The sequence below is a fragment of the Azospirillum cavernae genome, assembly GCF_003590795.1.
In the GTDB taxonomy this organism is placed as follows: Bacteria; Pseudomonadota; Alphaproteobacteria; order Azospirillales; family Azospirillaceae; genus Azospirillum; species Azospirillum cavernae.
The window spans coordinates 185,019-200,236 of record NZ_QYUL01000001.1 but is presented as its reverse complement, the minus strand read 5'-3'; the positions used below and the strand labels follow the sequence as shown (position 1 = coordinate 200,236).

Annotated in this window: 14 protein-coding genes; 7 read left to right on the top strand and 7 right to left on the bottom strand. The window is 64.6% G+C overall.

The features are described 5' to 3' along the window. Positions 1 to 742 precede the first annotated feature (742 nt). Positions 743 to 2,170, top strand: coding sequence for an ATP-binding protein (locus D3877_RS00915; protein ID WP_158599754.1), 1,428 nt, complete (start codon positions 743 to 745; stop codon positions 2,168 to 2,170). 259 nt (positions 2,171 to 2,429) lie between these two features. Here the strand turns inward: D3877_RS00915 and D3877_RS00910 are convergent, their stop codons facing one another. Beyond that, positions 2,430 to 3,296 carry an IS3 family transposase gene (locus D3877_RS00910; RefSeq protein WP_119828929.1) on the bottom strand — a complete coding sequence of 289 codons (867 nt, stop codon included), beginning with the start codon at positions 3,294 to 3,296 and terminating at the stop codon, positions 2,430 to 2,432. After that, positions 3,293 to 3,721, bottom strand: coding sequence for a helix-turn-helix domain-containing protein (locus D3877_RS00905; protein WP_119828928.1), 429 nt, complete (start codon positions 3,719 to 3,721; stop codon positions 3,293 to 3,295). Before D3877_RS00905 ends, D3877_RS00910 begins: the two co-directional genes overlap by 4 nt. A 256-nt stretch (positions 3,722 to 3,977) precedes the next feature. On the opposite strand from D3877_RS00905, the gene lepA reads away from it, so the two are divergent. From lepA to D3877_RS00890, 3 genes are read left to right on the top strand one after another with little or no spacing between them, the layout of a single operon-like run. Beyond that, a complete protein-coding gene (gene lepA, locus D3877_RS00900) occupies positions 3,978 to 5,780 on the top strand; it encodes a translation elongation factor 4 (protein ID WP_119828927.1) in 1,803 nt (600 codons plus the stop codon). A gap of 36 nt (positions 5,781 to 5,816) precedes the next feature. Then, positions 5,817 to 6,053, top strand: a complete 237-nt coding sequence (locus D3877_RS30955) for a colicin E3/pyocin S6 family cytotoxin (protein ID WP_119828926.1) — start codon at positions 5,817 to 5,819, stop codon at positions 6,051 to 6,053. Further along, entirely contained in the window at positions 6,043 to 6,306 is a 264-nt protein-coding gene (locus D3877_RS00890) for a hypothetical protein (RefSeq protein ID WP_147395068.1), read from the top strand. The genes D3877_RS30955 and D3877_RS00890 overlap by 11 nt, the downstream gene beginning before the upstream one ends. A 124-nt stretch (positions 6,307 to 6,430) precedes the next feature. Here D3877_RS00890 and D3877_RS00885 read toward each other — a convergent pair whose 3' ends face one another. Both D3877_RS00885 and D3877_RS00880 read right to left on the bottom strand, forming a co-directional pair. Further along, on the bottom strand, positions 6,431 to 7,534 hold the full coding sequence (locus D3877_RS00885; RefSeq protein WP_119828924.1) for an asparaginase domain-containing protein: 1,104 nt from the start codon (positions 7,532 to 7,534) through the stop codon (positions 6,431 to 6,433). Between the two features lie 89 nt (positions 7,535 to 7,623). Beyond that, positions 7,624 to 7,830, bottom strand: coding sequence for a hypothetical protein (locus D3877_RS00880; protein WP_119828923.1), 207 nt, complete (start codon positions 7,828 to 7,830; stop codon positions 7,624 to 7,626). A 131-nt stretch (positions 7,831 to 7,961) separates the two neighbouring features. Between D3877_RS00880 and D3877_RS00875 the strand changes: the two genes are divergently transcribed. The 3 genes from D3877_RS00875 (at position 7,962) to D3877_RS00865 (ending at position 11,522) form a co-directional block, all read left to right on the top strand. Further along, the gene (locus D3877_RS00875) at positions 7,962 to 8,870 is read left to right on the top strand and encodes a LysR substrate-binding domain-containing protein (protein ID WP_238474662.1); all 909 of its coding nucleotides are present in this window, start codon (positions 7,962 to 7,964) and stop codon (positions 8,868 to 8,870) included. Next, the gene (locus tag D3877_RS00870) at positions 8,867 to 9,805 is read left to right on the top strand and encodes an SH3 domain-containing protein (RefSeq protein ID WP_238474661.1); all 939 of its coding nucleotides are present in this window, start codon (positions 8,867 to 8,869) and stop codon (positions 9,803 to 9,805) included. Before D3877_RS00875 ends, D3877_RS00870 begins: the two co-directional genes overlap by 4 nt. 79 nt (positions 9,806 to 9,884) lie before the next feature. Next, positions 9,885 to 11,522: a DUF3369 domain-containing protein gene (locus D3877_RS00865; protein WP_119828922.1), complete on the top strand. Its 1,638-nt coding sequence runs from the start codon at positions 9,885 to 9,887 to the stop codon at positions 11,520 to 11,522. A gap of 75 nt (positions 11,523 to 11,597) precedes the next feature. Here D3877_RS00865 and D3877_RS00860 read toward each other — a convergent pair whose 3' ends face one another. The 3 genes from D3877_RS00860 to D3877_RS00850 form a co-directional block, all read right to left on the bottom strand. Next, positions 11,598 to 12,986: an aminotransferase-like domain-containing protein gene (locus D3877_RS00860; RefSeq protein ID WP_119828921.1), complete on the bottom strand. Its 1,389-nt coding sequence runs from the start codon at positions 12,984 to 12,986 to the stop codon at positions 11,598 to 11,600. A gap of 66 nt (positions 12,987 to 13,052) precedes the next feature. Further along, positions 13,053 to 13,826 carry a sulfite exporter TauE/SafE family protein gene (locus tag D3877_RS00855; protein ID WP_119828920.1) on the bottom strand — a complete coding sequence of 258 codons (774 nt, stop codon included), beginning with the start codon at positions 13,824 to 13,826 and terminating at the stop codon, positions 13,053 to 13,055. A 23-nt stretch (positions 13,827 to 13,849) separates the two neighbouring features. Continuing rightward, positions 13,850 to 14,875, bottom strand: a complete 1,026-nt coding sequence (locus D3877_RS00850; RefSeq protein WP_119828919.1) for an iron-containing redox enzyme family protein — start codon at positions 14,873 to 14,875, stop codon at positions 13,850 to 13,852. Between the last annotated feature and the right edge of the window lie 343 nt (positions 14,876 to 15,218).

Below are 15,218 nucleotides of genomic sequence, written 5' to 3'. Positions count from 1 at the left end.
GTGGATGACGTTTCGTCTCAGTATCGTGGTCTTTCTTTTTGTTGAACCCATTCTCATAGTCCTAAAATATTCTATAGTGGATAGCGATCCAACGCAAATAAAAACTCTTTCCTTCGATCAAGTTTTTGTTTTTCTACTTCCTCTGATTATATCTATATTAGGAAGCGTCGCCGTAGGTATGATCGAGAGTGTTGCTGTAGGTGTAGCCGTAGGTTTCTCAGGGGCTTCAGGTTTCGCAGTTCTTGGAAAAATTGCAGGAGGAGTCGTTATTGCTAGAGATGGTGCTATTACTGAAGGTGTCGTGGCAGGTACTCTTATAGGTATCGCCGCGAGTATCTCCGCAGGAGCCGCCAGAGGATCAAAGCCAAATAAATTCACATTCGACATCTCTCTGGGGGTAGCTCTAGGCATATTTATTGGTTCATTGAAATTTGTTGAAGATAATATTACCATAGGACTAATAACAGGCATCGCAGTTACATCGGGATTTATCAATTCTTATGCTAGGTTTTACTATTTTATTTTTTCACCTCTCTGGATTTGGCCACGCCCGCACGGTCAAAGCTACGCATGGCACCCCGTTGCCTGGGATGATGCTTGCCTCCTTCCCTTCCCCGGCATCGACCGCCTGCTGCTGGATTACCACCACCATGCCCCAGCCGCCGCCGATGCGGAAATAAGCCGCCTGATCGACAGTTATCCCAGCCAAAGACCGGCGGCTCTGCGGGCCAAAACTACTCTGTTGATCCGCGCGGCGGCCAGTTCACCGCTCGACACCCTCGACCACGCGCTCGACACGCTGCCCGAGGGGGAGCGCGGCTACCTCGCCCAAACCGCCGAGGTGAAAGCCGACGCGGCGGCCATCGCCCAGGTCCGGCGCGAGATGGCCAGCCGCGACCGCCCGCTGTTCCGCGCCCTGCTGGGCGCCCAACTGGTCAATCGCATTCTGGCCTTTCAGGGTAAGATCGCGGGCTTTGAAGAGCCGTTGGCCACCGAATTGCGCGCCGCCGCGCCGCATTGGCTGAAGCAGGCCGAAGCGCTGGTGGCCGCCGCCGACCGTGAGTCCGCGCAAGCGACCCGCCAATTGTTCCGCGCCGGGGATCCCATCGACCGCGACAGCGAGGCCTTCGTCGCCCGCTGGCCGGTGCTGGAGGAGTTGGAACGTCAAGTCCTGCTGTCCGGCGGCTGCCCCGGCCTGCTGCTCTATGGCCGTCGCCGCACCGGCAAAAGCACCATCCTGCGCGGGCTGGAGGGGTTGATTCCGTCCAGCGTCCTGCCGATGTGCGTCTCCCTGCAAAACCCGCTGGCCAGCGGCGATCTGGCGCATTTCTGCGGCCATCTCCGCCAACAAATCGCCGCCCGGCTCGGTTGGACCGACGAGATGGACGACATGGCGGATCTGCCCGCGCTGATGGCGACGCTGGACCGCGCCAACGCCCGTCTGCGCAGCGGCGGCGAACAGCGTCTGCTGATCGCGCTGGACGAGTATGAAATGCTCGACACCCGCCTGAAGGACGGCGCGTTCCCGGTCGATCTGCTGGCCACCCTGCGCGAATCGATCCAGACCCACCGCCGAATCGTCTGGCTGCTGGCGGGCAGCCACCACATCGACGAGTTGGGCTTTGCCGATTGGTCATCCTACCTCGTCAGCGTGCGCATGGTGACGGCGCCGATGTTCAGCCTGGATGAAACCCGCCAGTTGCTGACCAACCCGCTGGCCCATTCCACTCTGTTCAGCGGCAAGGACGACCCGCGCCAGCCGCGCATCGCCGAATCCTTCTGGGGCGACGGCGGCGTCGCCTGGATCCAGGCGATGGCGGGCGGTTGGCCCTACATGGTGCAGTTGCTGGCCGAGGCGGTGGTGGACGAGGTGAACGACTGCTCCGCCGCCGCCTTTGATCCGGCGTGGCGCGACGCTCTGCTCGACCGCGCCGTCGGGCGGGGCGAATTGGCCCTGCGCCAGTTGCTGCTGGGCGAATCCCGGCTGCCGGGGGAGACCGACTATCTGCTGGGTTTCGCCACGGCGGAAAATCAGGCGCCCCCCGCCGATCCGGCGGTGGCGCGGTCGCTGCGTCGCCGCGACGTGGTGACGGTCGATGACGGCGACCGCTGGCGTCTGCGCGCGCCGCTGATGCGCCATTGGCTGGTCCGCAACCGCCACCTGCTGTAAGCCCGCGCGCCCTGGACAATCCCGTGGATTTTCAGCCCGTGATTGCCGGAAAGCTCAGGCTTGGATTAGGAACAAGGACCGGATTCGTCCAGGAGCCGCCGCCATGCCCCTCGCCTCCCCACCCGCCGCCCCTGTTCCCCACAGGGCCGCGTCGCGCCTCGACACGGTCGCGCGCATCGATGACCGGGCCGGTGGAACAGTTGAACAGGGGGTGGACCGCCCCCCATCTTTGAGACGTCGATAAAATGTTCCGGCATGGTCATGCCACCAGGGCCGGGCGGCCGCCCGGCCCTGGTGGCGGCGATTTTTCCTCGAACTCGACCGGCGGGCTGTAAGCGAGGGCCGAGTGGAGACGTTGTCGATTGTACGCCTCGTCGATGAAACGGTCGATGCAAGCGCGCGCTTGGGCGATGTCGGCGTAGCTGCGGCCATCGACTTCTTCGGTCTTGAGCGTCTTCATGAAGCTTTCAGCCATGGCGTTGTCGTAAGGGCAGCCCACGCGGCTCATGCTTGGCTGGACGCCGTGGGCCTCCAGACGCTCGATGTAGGCCCGGCAGGCGTACTGGACGCCACGATCGGAGTGGTGAACCATCGGTCCCGTTCCCCGCGCGGCCAAGGCGCCGTCCAGCGCCTCCAGCGCCAGTTCCGCGCGCAGATGGTCGGCCAACGCCCAACCGATCACCCGGCGGGACCAGGCGTCCAGCACCACCGCCAGATAGGCGAACTCCCCGCCCAGCCGGACATAGGTGATGTCGGCCACCCACAGCTGGTTCGGCCCGCTCAACGCCAGGCGGCGCGCCAGGTTGGGCCAAACCGGAAAGTCATGACGGCTGTCCGTCGTCGTCGGCGCGAACGCCGCCCGCCGCAGGCTCAGCAGATTGTCCTCCCGCATCAGCCTCAGCACCCGCTTGTGGTTCGCCAGCCGCCCCTCACGGCGCAGCAGCGCCGTGATCCGCCGATAACCGTAATGCCGATGCGCCAACGCCAAGCGCTGGATCGCGTCGCGCAGGTCCGTATCCTCCGCCCTCGGAGCGCGCTCCCGCCAATGCCGGTAGAAACCGGCCCGGCTCACCTGGGCCAAGCCGCACATCCGCTCCACCGAAAGCCTGCCTTGCCGCTGCGTCATCGCCTGGATGGCGGCGTAGACGCCCTCTCGCCAGCCGCGTTCATCGACCGGCGCGACTCCTCGACCCGCTGCAAGGCTTCGCTGAAAAAATCCAATTCCAGTTGTTGACGCGCGACCGTCCGCTCAAGCGCCGACACCCAGGCGCGCGCCTCCGGCCCAAGCTGAGCCAAAGCAGCTTCCGACGGCGCGCCGGGAGCAGGAACCTCCGGCGCCGTTCCCTCAACCGCCCCTGACCGCCGATAGCCACGCTGACGACCGGGAGCGCGCTCCAACCCAGCCTCCCCATCGCGAGCAAAAGACGCCCGCCAGCGGTAAATTTGCGAACGGAACACACCACTTTCTCGTTCGAGGTCCGTCACCCGCTCGCCAGCCTCAAGCCGACGAACCAGAGAAACCTTGAACTCAACACTTCGCTTCTCTCCCATCCGTCCTCTCCCAAAGAGAGCCGGAACACTTTAGCAGAGTCTCAAAATTGGGGGGCATTCCAGGGGGCGCGAATATGGTTCACAGTGTTTCAAACGTTCCATTCACCCGCCCGGCGCCCGCCTCAACGCCCTGTTTGTGGAACACCGGGCGCCGACCGTCCCCGGTCTTTGGCCGCGCCGCGCCCCACACCAGCGTTGCGCCCATGGCCTGCCCGCCCTATGGTGCGCGGCAAACTCTTAAAGTCCCTGGGCACCGATGACTGACCTCTCGCACATCCGCAATTTCTCGATCATCGCGCACATCGACCACGGCAAGTCCACGCTTGCCGACCGGCTGATCCAGCAATGCGGGGGCCTCGACGCGCGCGAAATGCGCGAGCAGGTGCTCGACAGCATGGACATCGAGCGCGAGCGCGGGATCACCATCAAGGCCCAGACCGTCCGCCTGCTCTACAAGGCCGAAGACGGCAAGCAATACACCCTGAACCTGATGGACACGCCCGGCCACGTCGATTTCGCCTATGAGGTCAGCCGCTCGCTGGCCGCGTGCGAAGGCTCGATCCTGGTCGTCGACGCCAGCCAAGGGGTGGAGGCGCAGACTCTCGCCAACGTCTATCAGGCCATCGACAACAACCACGAGATCATCCCGGTCCTCAACAAGATCGACCTGCCCGCCGCCGAACCCGACCGGATCAAGCAGCAGATCGAGGACGTCATCGGGCTGGACGCGTCCGACGCGGTGGAGATCTCGGCCAAATCCGGCCTGAACATCGGCGCGGTGCTGGAGGCGGTGGTCAAGCGCCTGCCGCCGCCCCAGGGCGACGCCGACGCGCCCCTGAAGGCTCTGCTGGTTGATTCCTGGTACGACCCTTATCTGGGCGTCGTCATTCTGGTGCGCGTAGTCGACGGCGTGCTGAAGGTGAATCAGAAGGTCCGCTTCATGGCGGCGGGCAGCGCCCACGACGTGGAGCGCGTCGGCGTCTTCACGCCCAAGGCGTTGCTGACCGGCGAGCTGCGGCCCGGCGAAATGGGCTTCATCACCGCCGCGATCAAGGACATCACCCAGACCAAGGTCGGCGACACCATCACCGAGGAGCGCCGCCCGGCCGCCGAGGCTCTGGCCGGCTTCAAGCCGTCAATTCCCGTGGTGTGGTGCGGGTTGTTCCCGGTGGACGCCGCCGATTTCGAGCGGCTGCGCGACAGCCTGGGCAAGCTGAAGCTGAACGACGCCAGTTTCCATTACGAGGCGGAGACGTCGGCGGCGCTGGGCTTCGGCTTCCGCTGCGGCTTCCTTGGCCTGCTGCATCTGGAAATCATCCAGGAGCGGTTGGAGCGCGAGTTCAACCTGGACCTCATCACGACAGCGCCGTCGGTGGTCTACAAGCTGACGATGACCGATGGGTCGGTGCGGGATCTGCACAACCCCGCCGACATGCCCGACGTGATGAAGATCGACCACATCGACGAGCCGTGGATCAAGGCCACCATCATGCTGCCCGACGAGTATCTGGGCGGCGTCTTGCAGCTTTGCACCGAACGGCGCGGCCAGCAGATCGAACTGACCTACGCCGGTGCCCGCGCCATGTTGATCTACCGCCTGCCGCTGAACGAGGTGGTGTTCGACTTCTACGACCGGCTGAAATCGATCAGCCGGGGCTACGCCAGCTTCGACTATCAGATGGACAGCTATGAAGAGGGCGACCTCGTCAAACTGTCGATCCTGGTCAACGCCGAGCCGGTCGACGCCCTGTCGATGATCGTCCACCGTGGCCAGTCCGAACGCCGTGGCCGCACGATGTGCGAGCGCCTGAAGGAGCTGATCCCCCGCCAGCTCTTCAAGATCGCCGTGCAGGCCGCCATCGGCGGCAAGGTCATCGCCCGCGAGAGCATCAGCGCCATGCGCAAGGACGTGACCGCCAAATGCTACGGCGGCGACATCAGCCGCAAGCGCAAGCTGCTGGACAAGCAGAAAGAAGGCAAAAAGCGCATGCGCCAATTCGGCCAGGTGGAAATCCCGCAGAGCGCCTTCATCGCCGCGCTCAAGATGGGGGATGAGTGAGGCGCATCACCGCCGCTGCGCCAAACACGCCCGCCAATGGCTCACCATCTGCCGCCACGACCGTCAATTCTTGATGATTTCGATTTTCACAAGGTGATTGACGGTCGGAAGGTTTGGAAAAACCGGGAGGGAACCCGATATTTCTCCTGGGATTCTCTCCATGGCGAGGTTGAGATGTTTGATCGGCGCGGCTACCATTTGGGATCGCTGGACCCGAACACCGGGAATCCCTTGAAAGACGCCGTGCGGGGGAGACGACTGAATGTCCAATGACGCTCGTTCGTTCCTAGACCTCTGCTTGGCCGGAAAGGCGAGGCCGGATGAGATCGACGACGCTGTGGAAGCGTGGCATCAGGGCGTCGGCGCGGGCGATCTGAAAGACCATCTTGGCATGTCGTCGGACCAATATTGGCGCTGGGTTTCCGACCCACGCCAACTGACCGACATTCTTGCCGAACGTCGGCGCAACGGTCCTCTCCAAAAACGGACTGCGGACGTCGCTCCGATCAAGATGGGGAATGAGTGAGGGCGCGCGATCAGAGAAGCTCTATCGCCGCTTTTGGCCGCCTTCCAACCACAAGGCTCGGCCCCGGTTCGCAGACGCAAGCAACGAAAGGGAGAGAGGACGCGCGCCCTCTCCCCTCAATCCCTTACCCCGCCGTCCCCGCCGTCACCGTCAATTCGCCGACCAGCGGCGTCGGCATCAGCGCTTTGACCTCGGCGCTGGATTTGCCCGACGCGAACAGGCAGACCAGTTTGGCGAGCGAGGCTTCCGGGGTCATGTCATAGGCGCCGATGGCGCCGACCGCGCCAAGGCCGGTGGCGTAGGCGCCGGGCAGCACCGAACCGGCTTGCACCTGGGTGTTGTCCATCAGCACGACGCCGCGCGCGTTGGCGTCCGACAGAACGGAGAGGAAGGCCGGATTTGACGGGCCGTTGCCCTCGCCAAAGGCCAGCAGGACCGCGCCCTTGACCGCCGGTTGCGTGACGTTCAGCACCGCCGTCACCGTGCTGGGCTGAATGCCGGGATAGAGCCACACAATCACCACGGAAAAGCTGGCGACGGCCAGCGCCTGGGCGGCCAGCGCGGTCTGGCAGGCGGCGAGGTTGGTCGGCACCGACAAGGAAGTTTCCGGTCCCGGCGGCGGCAGCCACAGCGCGGTGTTCTGGGTGATGAAGCTGCCGACCTCCGCCAAGGGCGGGAAGTTGGGGGAACCGAATCCGGCGAACTGGTTGGCGTTGATCTTTTCCGAACGGTTGCCGCGCAGCAGCTTGGTGTCGAAATAGACCGTCGATTCGGGAACCGGCACGGTTCCCGCCACGACGATGGCGCCGACCAGATTGGTCAGGGCGTCGCTCAGCGTGAAGATCAGCGGCACCTGCGACCCGCTGACCACCACCGGCTTGGACAGGCCGGGCAGCAGGAAGGATAGGGCCGACGCGGTGTAGGCCATGGTGTCGGTGCCGTGCAGCACGACGAAGCCGTCATAATCCTGATACGCCCCGACAAGGGTCTGGGCGATGGTGATCCAGTCCGACGGCGTCATGTTGGAGCTGTCGAGCGTGGTGTCGAACCAGCCCATCGTCCAGGTCAGTCCCTCGTAATCGGCGACCTTGTGGTCGGCCAGACCGGGCATCGACAGGACCAGCGCCTCGAACTCCGGCCCTGGCATCGGGGCCAGCGCGCCGCCCGCGCTATCGTCCGGTTTGCAGCCGATGGTGCCGCCGGTGTACAGCACAAAGACATTTGCCATCGCGTTCCTTTGCCCCCTTCGCCGTTCAGACCAACCACCCCGAATTGCAGAGATCGGAGATGTTCGCCTGAACGATAAGACGGAACGGCTCATTCCTCAACCAGCAAACGGGCAAACAAACGCGACGGCCCAAAATCCGAAACCAGGCGGTCGTCAAAGGTCCGGCTGGGCGCGCGGTCCAGCCGCAGGCGGGGCAACGCCTCCTCCTCCGCGTCCACGCGGGCGGCGGCGGTCTGGGGCGCGCGCAGGCCCCCGGCGGTCAGGACCAGATGGGCGCAGGCGGTGAACAGCGGCATGATTCAGCTCCACAAATCGGGGGTGAGCCGACCATGCGCGCGGCGGAATTCTCTTTGAAACGAATAGGCATGATGACCTCATCACGATTCGTGATGACCAGCCGTTGCGGCGAACCGGCGCCTCTGCTTGAATGGGCGTCAATTTTCGGTTTCACGCCATCATGCCCGCCAATCTCGACACCGACCTGCTGCGCGCCTTCGCCGCCGTCGCCGACACGCTCAGCTTCACCCGCGCGGGTGAGCAACTGTTCCGCACCCAGGCGGCGGTCAGCCAGCAGGTTCGCCGGTTGGAGGACGCCGTCGGCAAGCGCGTGTTTGAACGCGACACCAAGGGCGTCCGCCTGACCCGCGACGGCGAGGTGCTGCTGGCCTACGCCCGCCGGATGCTGACACTGAACGACGAGGTGATGGCGCTGATGCGGCGGACCACCACGGTGGCCAGCGTCCGCATCGGCACGCCCGACGATTACGCCACCATGCTGTTGCCGGAGGTGCTGGCCCGTTTCAACGCCAGCTACCCCGACGTGATGGTGGAGGTGGTGTGCGACAACAGCCCCGATCTGGTGGCCGAGATCGAACGCGGGCGTTACGATCTGGCGCTGGTCACGCAACGGGCCGACAACCACGGCGGCGAGCTGGTGCGGCGGGAGCCGGTGGCCTGGGTCGCCCCGCCACGCGACCCCGCCCTGTCCCGCCCGGTGGAGGATTTCGATCCGCTGCCGCTGGCGCTGTTCCCCAAGGGCTGCGTCGTCCGCGATCTGGCGGTGGACGCGCTGGACCGCATCGGGCGCGACTGGCGCGTCGCCTTCACCAGCAAAAGCGTGGTCGCCGTGCATGGGGCGATTCTGGGCGGGCTGGGGGTGACGGCGATGGAAGACTGCACGGTGCCGAGCAGCCTGCGGCGGTTGGACGCGGCGGACGGTTTTCCGGCTCTGCCCGACATCCACATCGCCCTGCACCGCGCGCCCGGCGCGCTGGCCAAGCCGACGCGGCTGTTGGCCGACGCCATTCACGATCTGGTGGGAGAAACCGCGCGATGACCAACCGGACCACGCGCCGCATGGCCCTGCTGGCCGCAACCCTGCTGACCGCGAGTCTGACCGGCCAACCCCAGGCGCAAAGCCCGGTCGCCATCGGCGCGCCGCTGACCGGCGAGGTCATTCTGAACCGCGACATCGAGGTGCGGATCGACCCCAACGCCGACGCCCGCATCGTGATGACGCTGAAGCAAGGCAAGGCGCTGAACGCGCTGGACACGCCGCGCGGCACCTTTTGGACGAAGGTCGCCATCGGCGGCCAGCCCATCGGCTATGTCCCCGCCGACAGTTTGGATCCGGCGCTGATGGTCACGGGCCGCCCGGCGGTGGGGGGCGAAGGACCGAAACCGGCCAAGCCCGCCGCCGACGGCAAACCCGCCGAACCGCCCTACACCGGGCGCAGCGCCGCCGTCGTCCCGCGCGAGGCGTGGGACAAGGCCGCGCAAACACCGGGTCAGGGCTATGTCGTGGCCGCCAAGCCGATCAGCGCCACCGAATTCATCGACGCCAAAAAACGCCGCCCCTTCACCCTGCGCAAGGGCGACGTCGTCGCCGTCATCAGCGTGGCCAACGGGCAGGCGACCTTGGCCCTGCCCGCCGGAACCCGCGCCGTGGCCCCGGTGGATGGGCTGGTCGGCGTCGTCGCCCCCTATCCCCTGCCCGGCATGCCGCCCATCGAGCCAGGGATGCTCTATGGCGCGAAGCTCGGCCAATATGTCAGCTACAGCGAGGGGATGCGCGCCTGGAAGGAGTTCACCGCCGGGCCGGGCAGCGCCTACCGCGATTTGCCGCCGATGGTCTGGCCGGTCTTCAAGGGCGGGCGGACGCTGTATGATCTGGGCGTCGGCCCCTTCACCCGGTTGCAGGTGGACACCGCTTGCGGCACGCTGGCGCAGCGCGGGTTGGATTGCACGGTCATCGAATTGGAAACCTTTTGACGGTTTCGTTAAGCTTTGCCCGCCATTGTGGACGCCCCCGCGCCCCGCGCCCGACCGACCGCCTTTCGGACCCGCCCGCATGACTCACGACGATCTGCCCCCCGGCGACGCGACCGACGACGATCTGTTCTTCCTGGAGGAGGAGTCGGAGGAGGCGAGCGGCGCCGACCTTCCCGCCGCTCCGGTCGGCAGTCCCCCCGGCGGCGCCCGCTGGAAAATGCTGATCGTCGATGACGAGCCGGAGGTGCATTCGATCACCAAGCTGGTGCTGTCGGATTTCGCCTACAAAGGGCGCCCGGCGCACTTCATCTCCGCCCATTCGGCGGCGGAGGCGCGGGCGATTCTGGCGCGGGAAAGCGACATCGCCATCATCCTGCTCGACGTGGTGATGGAAACCGAGGACGCCGGGCTGAAGCTGGTCCACCACATCCGCGAAGAGCTGAAGAACCGCCACGTCCGCATCATCCTGCGCACCGGCCAGCCGGGGCAGGCGCCCGAACGCGCCGTGATCCTCGATTACGACATCAACGATTACAAGGCCAAGACCCAGCTCACCGCCCAACAGCTTTTCACCACCACGGTCGCCGCCCTGCGGTCCTACGAGGACATCATGGCGATCGAGGCGAACCGGCGCGGCCTGCAAAAAATCATCGAGGCGTCGTCCTCGCTGTTTCAGGCCCGCTCGATGAAGCTGTTCGCCGGGGGCGTGTTGACGCAACTGTCCGGCCTGCTCGGCGTCGGCCCCGACGCGATTTTGTGCGTGCAACGCGGATCCGTTCTCGGCGGGCGCAGCGACGGGCTGTATGTGCTGGCCGGGTCGGGGCGCTTCGAGTCGCTCATCAACGAACCGGCGGTCGAGCATGTCGATCCCGCCGTGCTGGGGCTGGTGGTCGCCTGCCTGGAAAGCCAGGCCAACCATTACGCGGGCGAGCACATCACGCTGTACATCCGCACGCCGAACCGGCGGGAAAACGTCGTCTATCTGCGGTCCGACCGCCCGCTGTCCGATCTGGACCGCGAGCTGATCGAGGTGTTTTGCGGCAAGATCTCCGTCGGCTTCGACAATCTCTATCTCTACGAACAGCTTCACCGCGCCCAACAGGGCACCTTGGCGGCGCTGGCCGATCTGGCCGAACGGCGGGCGGGGGACGAGGACGGCGACAACCGTTTCGCCCGATCCCTGCGCATCGCGGCGGTGACGGAACAGGTCGCCCACCGCCTGCGCGACGAAGACCGCTTTCCCGAGATCATCGACGAATCCTTTCTGTCGATCATCGGCCTGTCGGCGATCCTGCACGACGTCGGCAACGCCGCCATCGACCCGGCGATCACCGCCAAGCCCGGCCCGCTGTCGGCGGACGAGCGCGCGGCGATGCAGCGCCACACGGTGGCCGGCGCCACCCTGCTCGACCGCGCCAGCCGCCTGACCGACGGCCTCACCCATTTGCATCTGGGGGCCGACATCGCCCGCTGGCACCACGAAGATTGGGACGGCAACGGCTATCCCGACGGCTTGGCGGGCGCCGCCATCCCGCTGAGCGCCCGCATCGTCGCGGTGGCCGACGCCTACGACGCGATGCGCCGCCACCGCCCCTACCGCGCCGCCCTGACCCACGACGCCACCGTCACCGAAATCCGCCGCCAATCCGGCAGCCGCTTCGACCCGGTGGTGGTCGAAGCGTTCCTGGCGGTGGAGGGGGAAATCGCGGGGTTGTGAGGGGGGAGCAATCCCATCATCCAGGGCCCAATCCCTTCCCCATCCTCGCGCCAACCATACAGGGTGAACCGCCCGTCACCACCGCCCGCCAGCCTCGACCGACATCGGTCGCAGGCGTCCATAAAGCTCCGCCACGATCCTCAGCCCGTCCCGCAAACGCTCCACCGAAACGCCGCCCATCGCGATGCGGACGGCGGATGCGGCGTGGCGTCGAGGCACGACGAAGGCGGCGGACGGCGACACGATGACGTTGCGGGCCTTCAGATGCCGCACAAAGTCGTCGCCTCGGACACCAGGGGGGAGGCGCAACCAAACGTGATAGCTGGTTGGGTGGGACTGGATCGCGGCGGTTGGCAACAGCGCCGACACCAGAGTCTGACGCTCCGCCGCGTCTTGCCGTTTTTCCGTGACGAGGCGCTCGCCCCACCCGTCATGGATCCAGCGCGACGCCAATTCCGCTGTGATCGGGCTGGCGGTCCATGTGGTGCTGCGAATGACCGATTCCGCCCGTTCCATAAGCGGCGTCGGCGCCACCAGATACCCAATGCGCAGACCAGGGGCGAAGGCTTTCGCCAAGCTTTGGATGTTGAAACAACGTTCAGGGGCAAGGCTGCGCAACGGTGTCGGCGGCCTTTCCTGAAGAAAGGCATAGGCGTCGTCTTCCAGAAGAAACACGTCGTGTTTGCGACAGATCGCCACGATCTGCCGCCGCCGCTCTTCCGGCATGACCAAGCCCAGCGGATTGTGAACCGTCGGCATGCAATACACAGCGCGGATGCGGCGGCTGCGGCACACCTCTTCCAGATGGCGAGGAACCAGCCCCTGCGCGTCCATCTCAATCGGAGCCAGATGCAGATTCAGCAGCCCGGCGAGGATCTTGACTCCTGGATAGGTCAGGCTTTCCACGGCGACGCTGTCGCCGGGGGAGCAGACCGTCATCAGGGCGACGGCGATGCCATGCTGAGCGCCGGTCGTCACCAGAATGTCGTCGGGCGTCGCCACGAGTCCGCAAGCCGCCAACCAAGCCGCCGCCGCCTGACGATCACGCGGTCGCCCCGCCGGCGCCTGATACCCCAACAGCCCCGACACGCCCTTTTCATCGGCCAATTGGCGAAGCGTGTCGCCCAACAGCGCGTCCTGTCCGTCAAGGATGGGGTAATTGACGCTGAGATCGATGGTCTGGGAGAGCGTCGCGCTTCGGTCGGCGCCCCCCACGGCGGAGCCGCCCAGATCGGTCATGCTGTGTTGAGCCACGCCGCGAACGAAGGTGCCGCGCCCGACCTCGCCCGACACCAAGCCGCGCTTGCCGAGTTCTTCGTAGACCCGGCTGGCTGTGGCGGGAGCCAACCCGAATCGTTCAGCCAACGCCCGATGGGTCGGCATCCGACTTCCGGGCGGCAACAGGCCGTCGCGGATTTCCCGCGCCAATCTCTCGACCACCTCCGGGAAACGAGCGGCTACCATGTCCGCGCCGCATCGACGGTCGAATCCGACCTCTCAAAAATCAGCCGGGCAGAGTCGTCGCTGGACTCACAGATGCTGAACCGCGACGTCAAAGACCATGTTGCATCCAGCCAGGAAGACAAGAAGGTAGCAAACAAGGTAAATCGCATTCTGGTCCAGACGCTTGTGCAGCAGCCGACCGACACCGACCCCCAGCGGCACCACCGGCGCGATCAGCGCCACCGCCTTCCACGTCGGGGCGTCCAGTTGCCCGAGGAAAAGATAGGGCAACAACTTGGCATAGTTTCCAACGGTGAAAAAGACGGTTTGCGTGCCCGCCAACGCTGTCTTCGGCAACCCCTGCGGTAAGAGATAGACCGAAAGCGGTGGGCCGCCAGCGTGAGCGAGCAAGCTGGTGAAGCCCGACACACCCCCCCAAAAATACCCCCCCTCCAACCCCGGAGCCATCGAAGCGGCGGAGGAGCGCAGAAGCCCGAATCGAGCGGCCAGCCATTGCGCGGAAAAAGCGACAGCGATAAAACCGACCAGAAGGCCGATCAGGTCGCCGGGGGCCTTGCCAAGCAGCAGCGCCCCGACGGCCATTCCGGCAAGCGCGCCAGGGATCAACCGTTTCAGATGCCGGGTGTCCCAGGTGCGCGGCGGATAGGCCGCCAGGGCGAAAATGTCCATCAGGCAGACCAAGGGAGCGATGATCGCCGCCGCCTGGATCGGCGGAATGTACAGCGACAGCATCGGAACGCCGATCAGCGCGAAGCCCCCGCCGAACGCCCCCTTCAAAAGGGCGATGAAGAACAGCGTGACCAAGGCGACAAGATAAAAATCCAGGCTGAACGACGTCATCCTCGACCCTTTCGGACAAGGCGTCAAATTGCGAAATAATCCACAAATTGACGCGGAACATAATTCCCGACATTGTTGTAATAATGAACGATCTCCAGCTTTTGAAGATCGAAAGCGTGCTTGATGTCGTGCAAGCGATTGACCAGCCGGTGCAGGGCGGCTTCGCTGCCCACGGTGATGAGATGTTGGTTGCGTTCGGCCAACAACGCGTGTCCCAACCCTTCGTCAATACGGGAATGTTCAAAGAAGGGTTCCAGCGCGTCGTCTGGAAAACCATATTGGCGGGCGACCGCCGCTTGAAAAGCGCCGATGTCCTCGTCATCCAATTCCGCAGCCTCGACGATGCGGGCCAGCAGCAGCGCGGAACAAGGCGTTTCGGCGAACATTTCGCGCATCAGCAGGTCGATCAGCCGGGTCGAAACCAACGGAACGCTGCTCTCCACCTCCGCCGTATCCAGGCCAAGACCGCGCAGCGTCCGCAGCACGAAGGCTTCATGCCCCCGCTCCTGCGCGGCGTAAGCGTGCAGCGTTTCACGCAACTCGCCATCCGCCGCGTCGGCGGCAACCTGAATCGCCTCGGGAAAGGTCCGAATGTAGTGGTAGGTTTCCAACATCCAGCCGATCACCGTTTGCGGTGTGCCTTTCCCCGCCATGATGTCGACCGCAATGTTGGTTTCCGCCATCTGCTCCGACCAGATTCGGCAGGCGCTCAACAGCGTCTCGCGGAGGTTCGCGGCGTCGAGCGCTTGAAACGGTTGGTAGGCGGGGCGGAACACCCCGGCCTCTTCAAGGGATGACAGGATGTTTTCCGCGCGATCCGCTTCCAATCCGCTCCGCCGGATGACCTCCGAACGGCTGTGATGGCCGGTGCAAAAGCCGCGCATTTTCAAAAAGAGCTGAGCCTCTGCCGTCGGCACCGCAAACTTGCCATGGCTGACGGTCAGATAGGTGGTCTCTGGGGTGTCCTCAAAGCTTGTCCACAGGTTGTGCCGCAGTTTCGGAACGCTGGTCCAATCCTTGTCAAGCCGCTGCGTCCACGCATAGGTCATCGCGCACCCCCATGAAGTAAAAAGACGCCTCGATTCTCATCGAGGCGTCATCATCACCGATCAGCCGCAGGTGGCGCCTTTGACCGAACGAACCTTCACCGGAGTGGAAATCTTCTTGATGTTCATGTCCCTGCTCTCCTCTGCTCCAAGGTGATCGACACCAACTGCCGATCACGAGAGTGATTTTTTCATTGGCGGCACACAGTTTCAAGTTTTATATTGCACCAATAACAATCTCATAGATTGCTATTGGTGCAATCACTCCTCTGCTAAAATTGATTGTCCTGCGCGTCGTTGATCGTCGAGTCACAAAAAAAGGCTCCCGCCACCGGCGGGAGCCTTT

Coding starts and splice junctions, on each gene's coding strand:
- D3877_RS00910 (WP_119828929.1), bottom strand. CDS start 3,296: ATGACGCAGCGGCAAGGCAGGCTTTCGGTGGAGCGGATGTGCGGCTTG.
- D3877_RS00905 (WP_119828928.1), bottom strand. CDS start 3,721: ATGGGAGAGAAGCGAAGTGTTGAGTTCAAGGTTTCTCTGGTTCGTCGG.
- lepA (WP_119828927.1), top strand. CDS start 3,978: ATGACTGACCTCTCGCACATCCGCAATTTCTCGATCATCGCGCACATC.
- D3877_RS30955 (WP_119828926.1), top strand. CDS start 5,817: ATGGCTCACCATCTGCCGCCACGACCGTCAATTCTTGATGATTTCGAT.
- D3877_RS00890 (WP_147395068.1), top strand. CDS start 6,043: ATGTCCAATGACGCTCGTTCGTTCCTAGACCTCTGCTTGGCCGGAAAG.
- D3877_RS00885 (WP_119828924.1), bottom strand. CDS start 7,534: ATGGCAAATGTCTTTGTGCTGTACACCGGCGGCACCATCGGCTGCAAA.
- D3877_RS00880 (WP_119828923.1), bottom strand. CDS start 7,830: ATGCCGCTGTTCACCGCCTGCGCCCATCTGGTCCTGACCGCCGGGGGC.
- D3877_RS00875 (WP_238474662.1), top strand. CDS start 7,962: ATGGGCGTCAATTTTCGGTTTCACGCCATCATGCCCGCCAATCTCGAC.
- D3877_RS00870 (WP_238474661.1), top strand. CDS start 8,867: ATGACCAACCGGACCACGCGCCGCATGGCCCTGCTGGCCGCAACCCTG.
- D3877_RS00865 (WP_119828922.1), top strand. CDS start 9,885: ATGACTCACGACGATCTGCCCCCCGGCGACGCGACCGACGACGATCTG.
- D3877_RS00860 (WP_119828921.1), bottom strand. CDS start 12,986: ATGGTAGCCGCTCGTTTCCCGGAGGTGGTCGAGAGATTGGCGCGGGAA.
- D3877_RS00855 (WP_119828920.1), bottom strand. CDS start 13,826: ATGACGTCGTTCAGCCTGGATTTTTATCTTGTCGCCTTGGTCACGCTG.
- D3877_RS00850 (WP_119828919.1), bottom strand. CDS start 14,875: ATGACCTATGCGTGGACGCAGCGGCTTGACAAGGATTGGACCAGCGTT.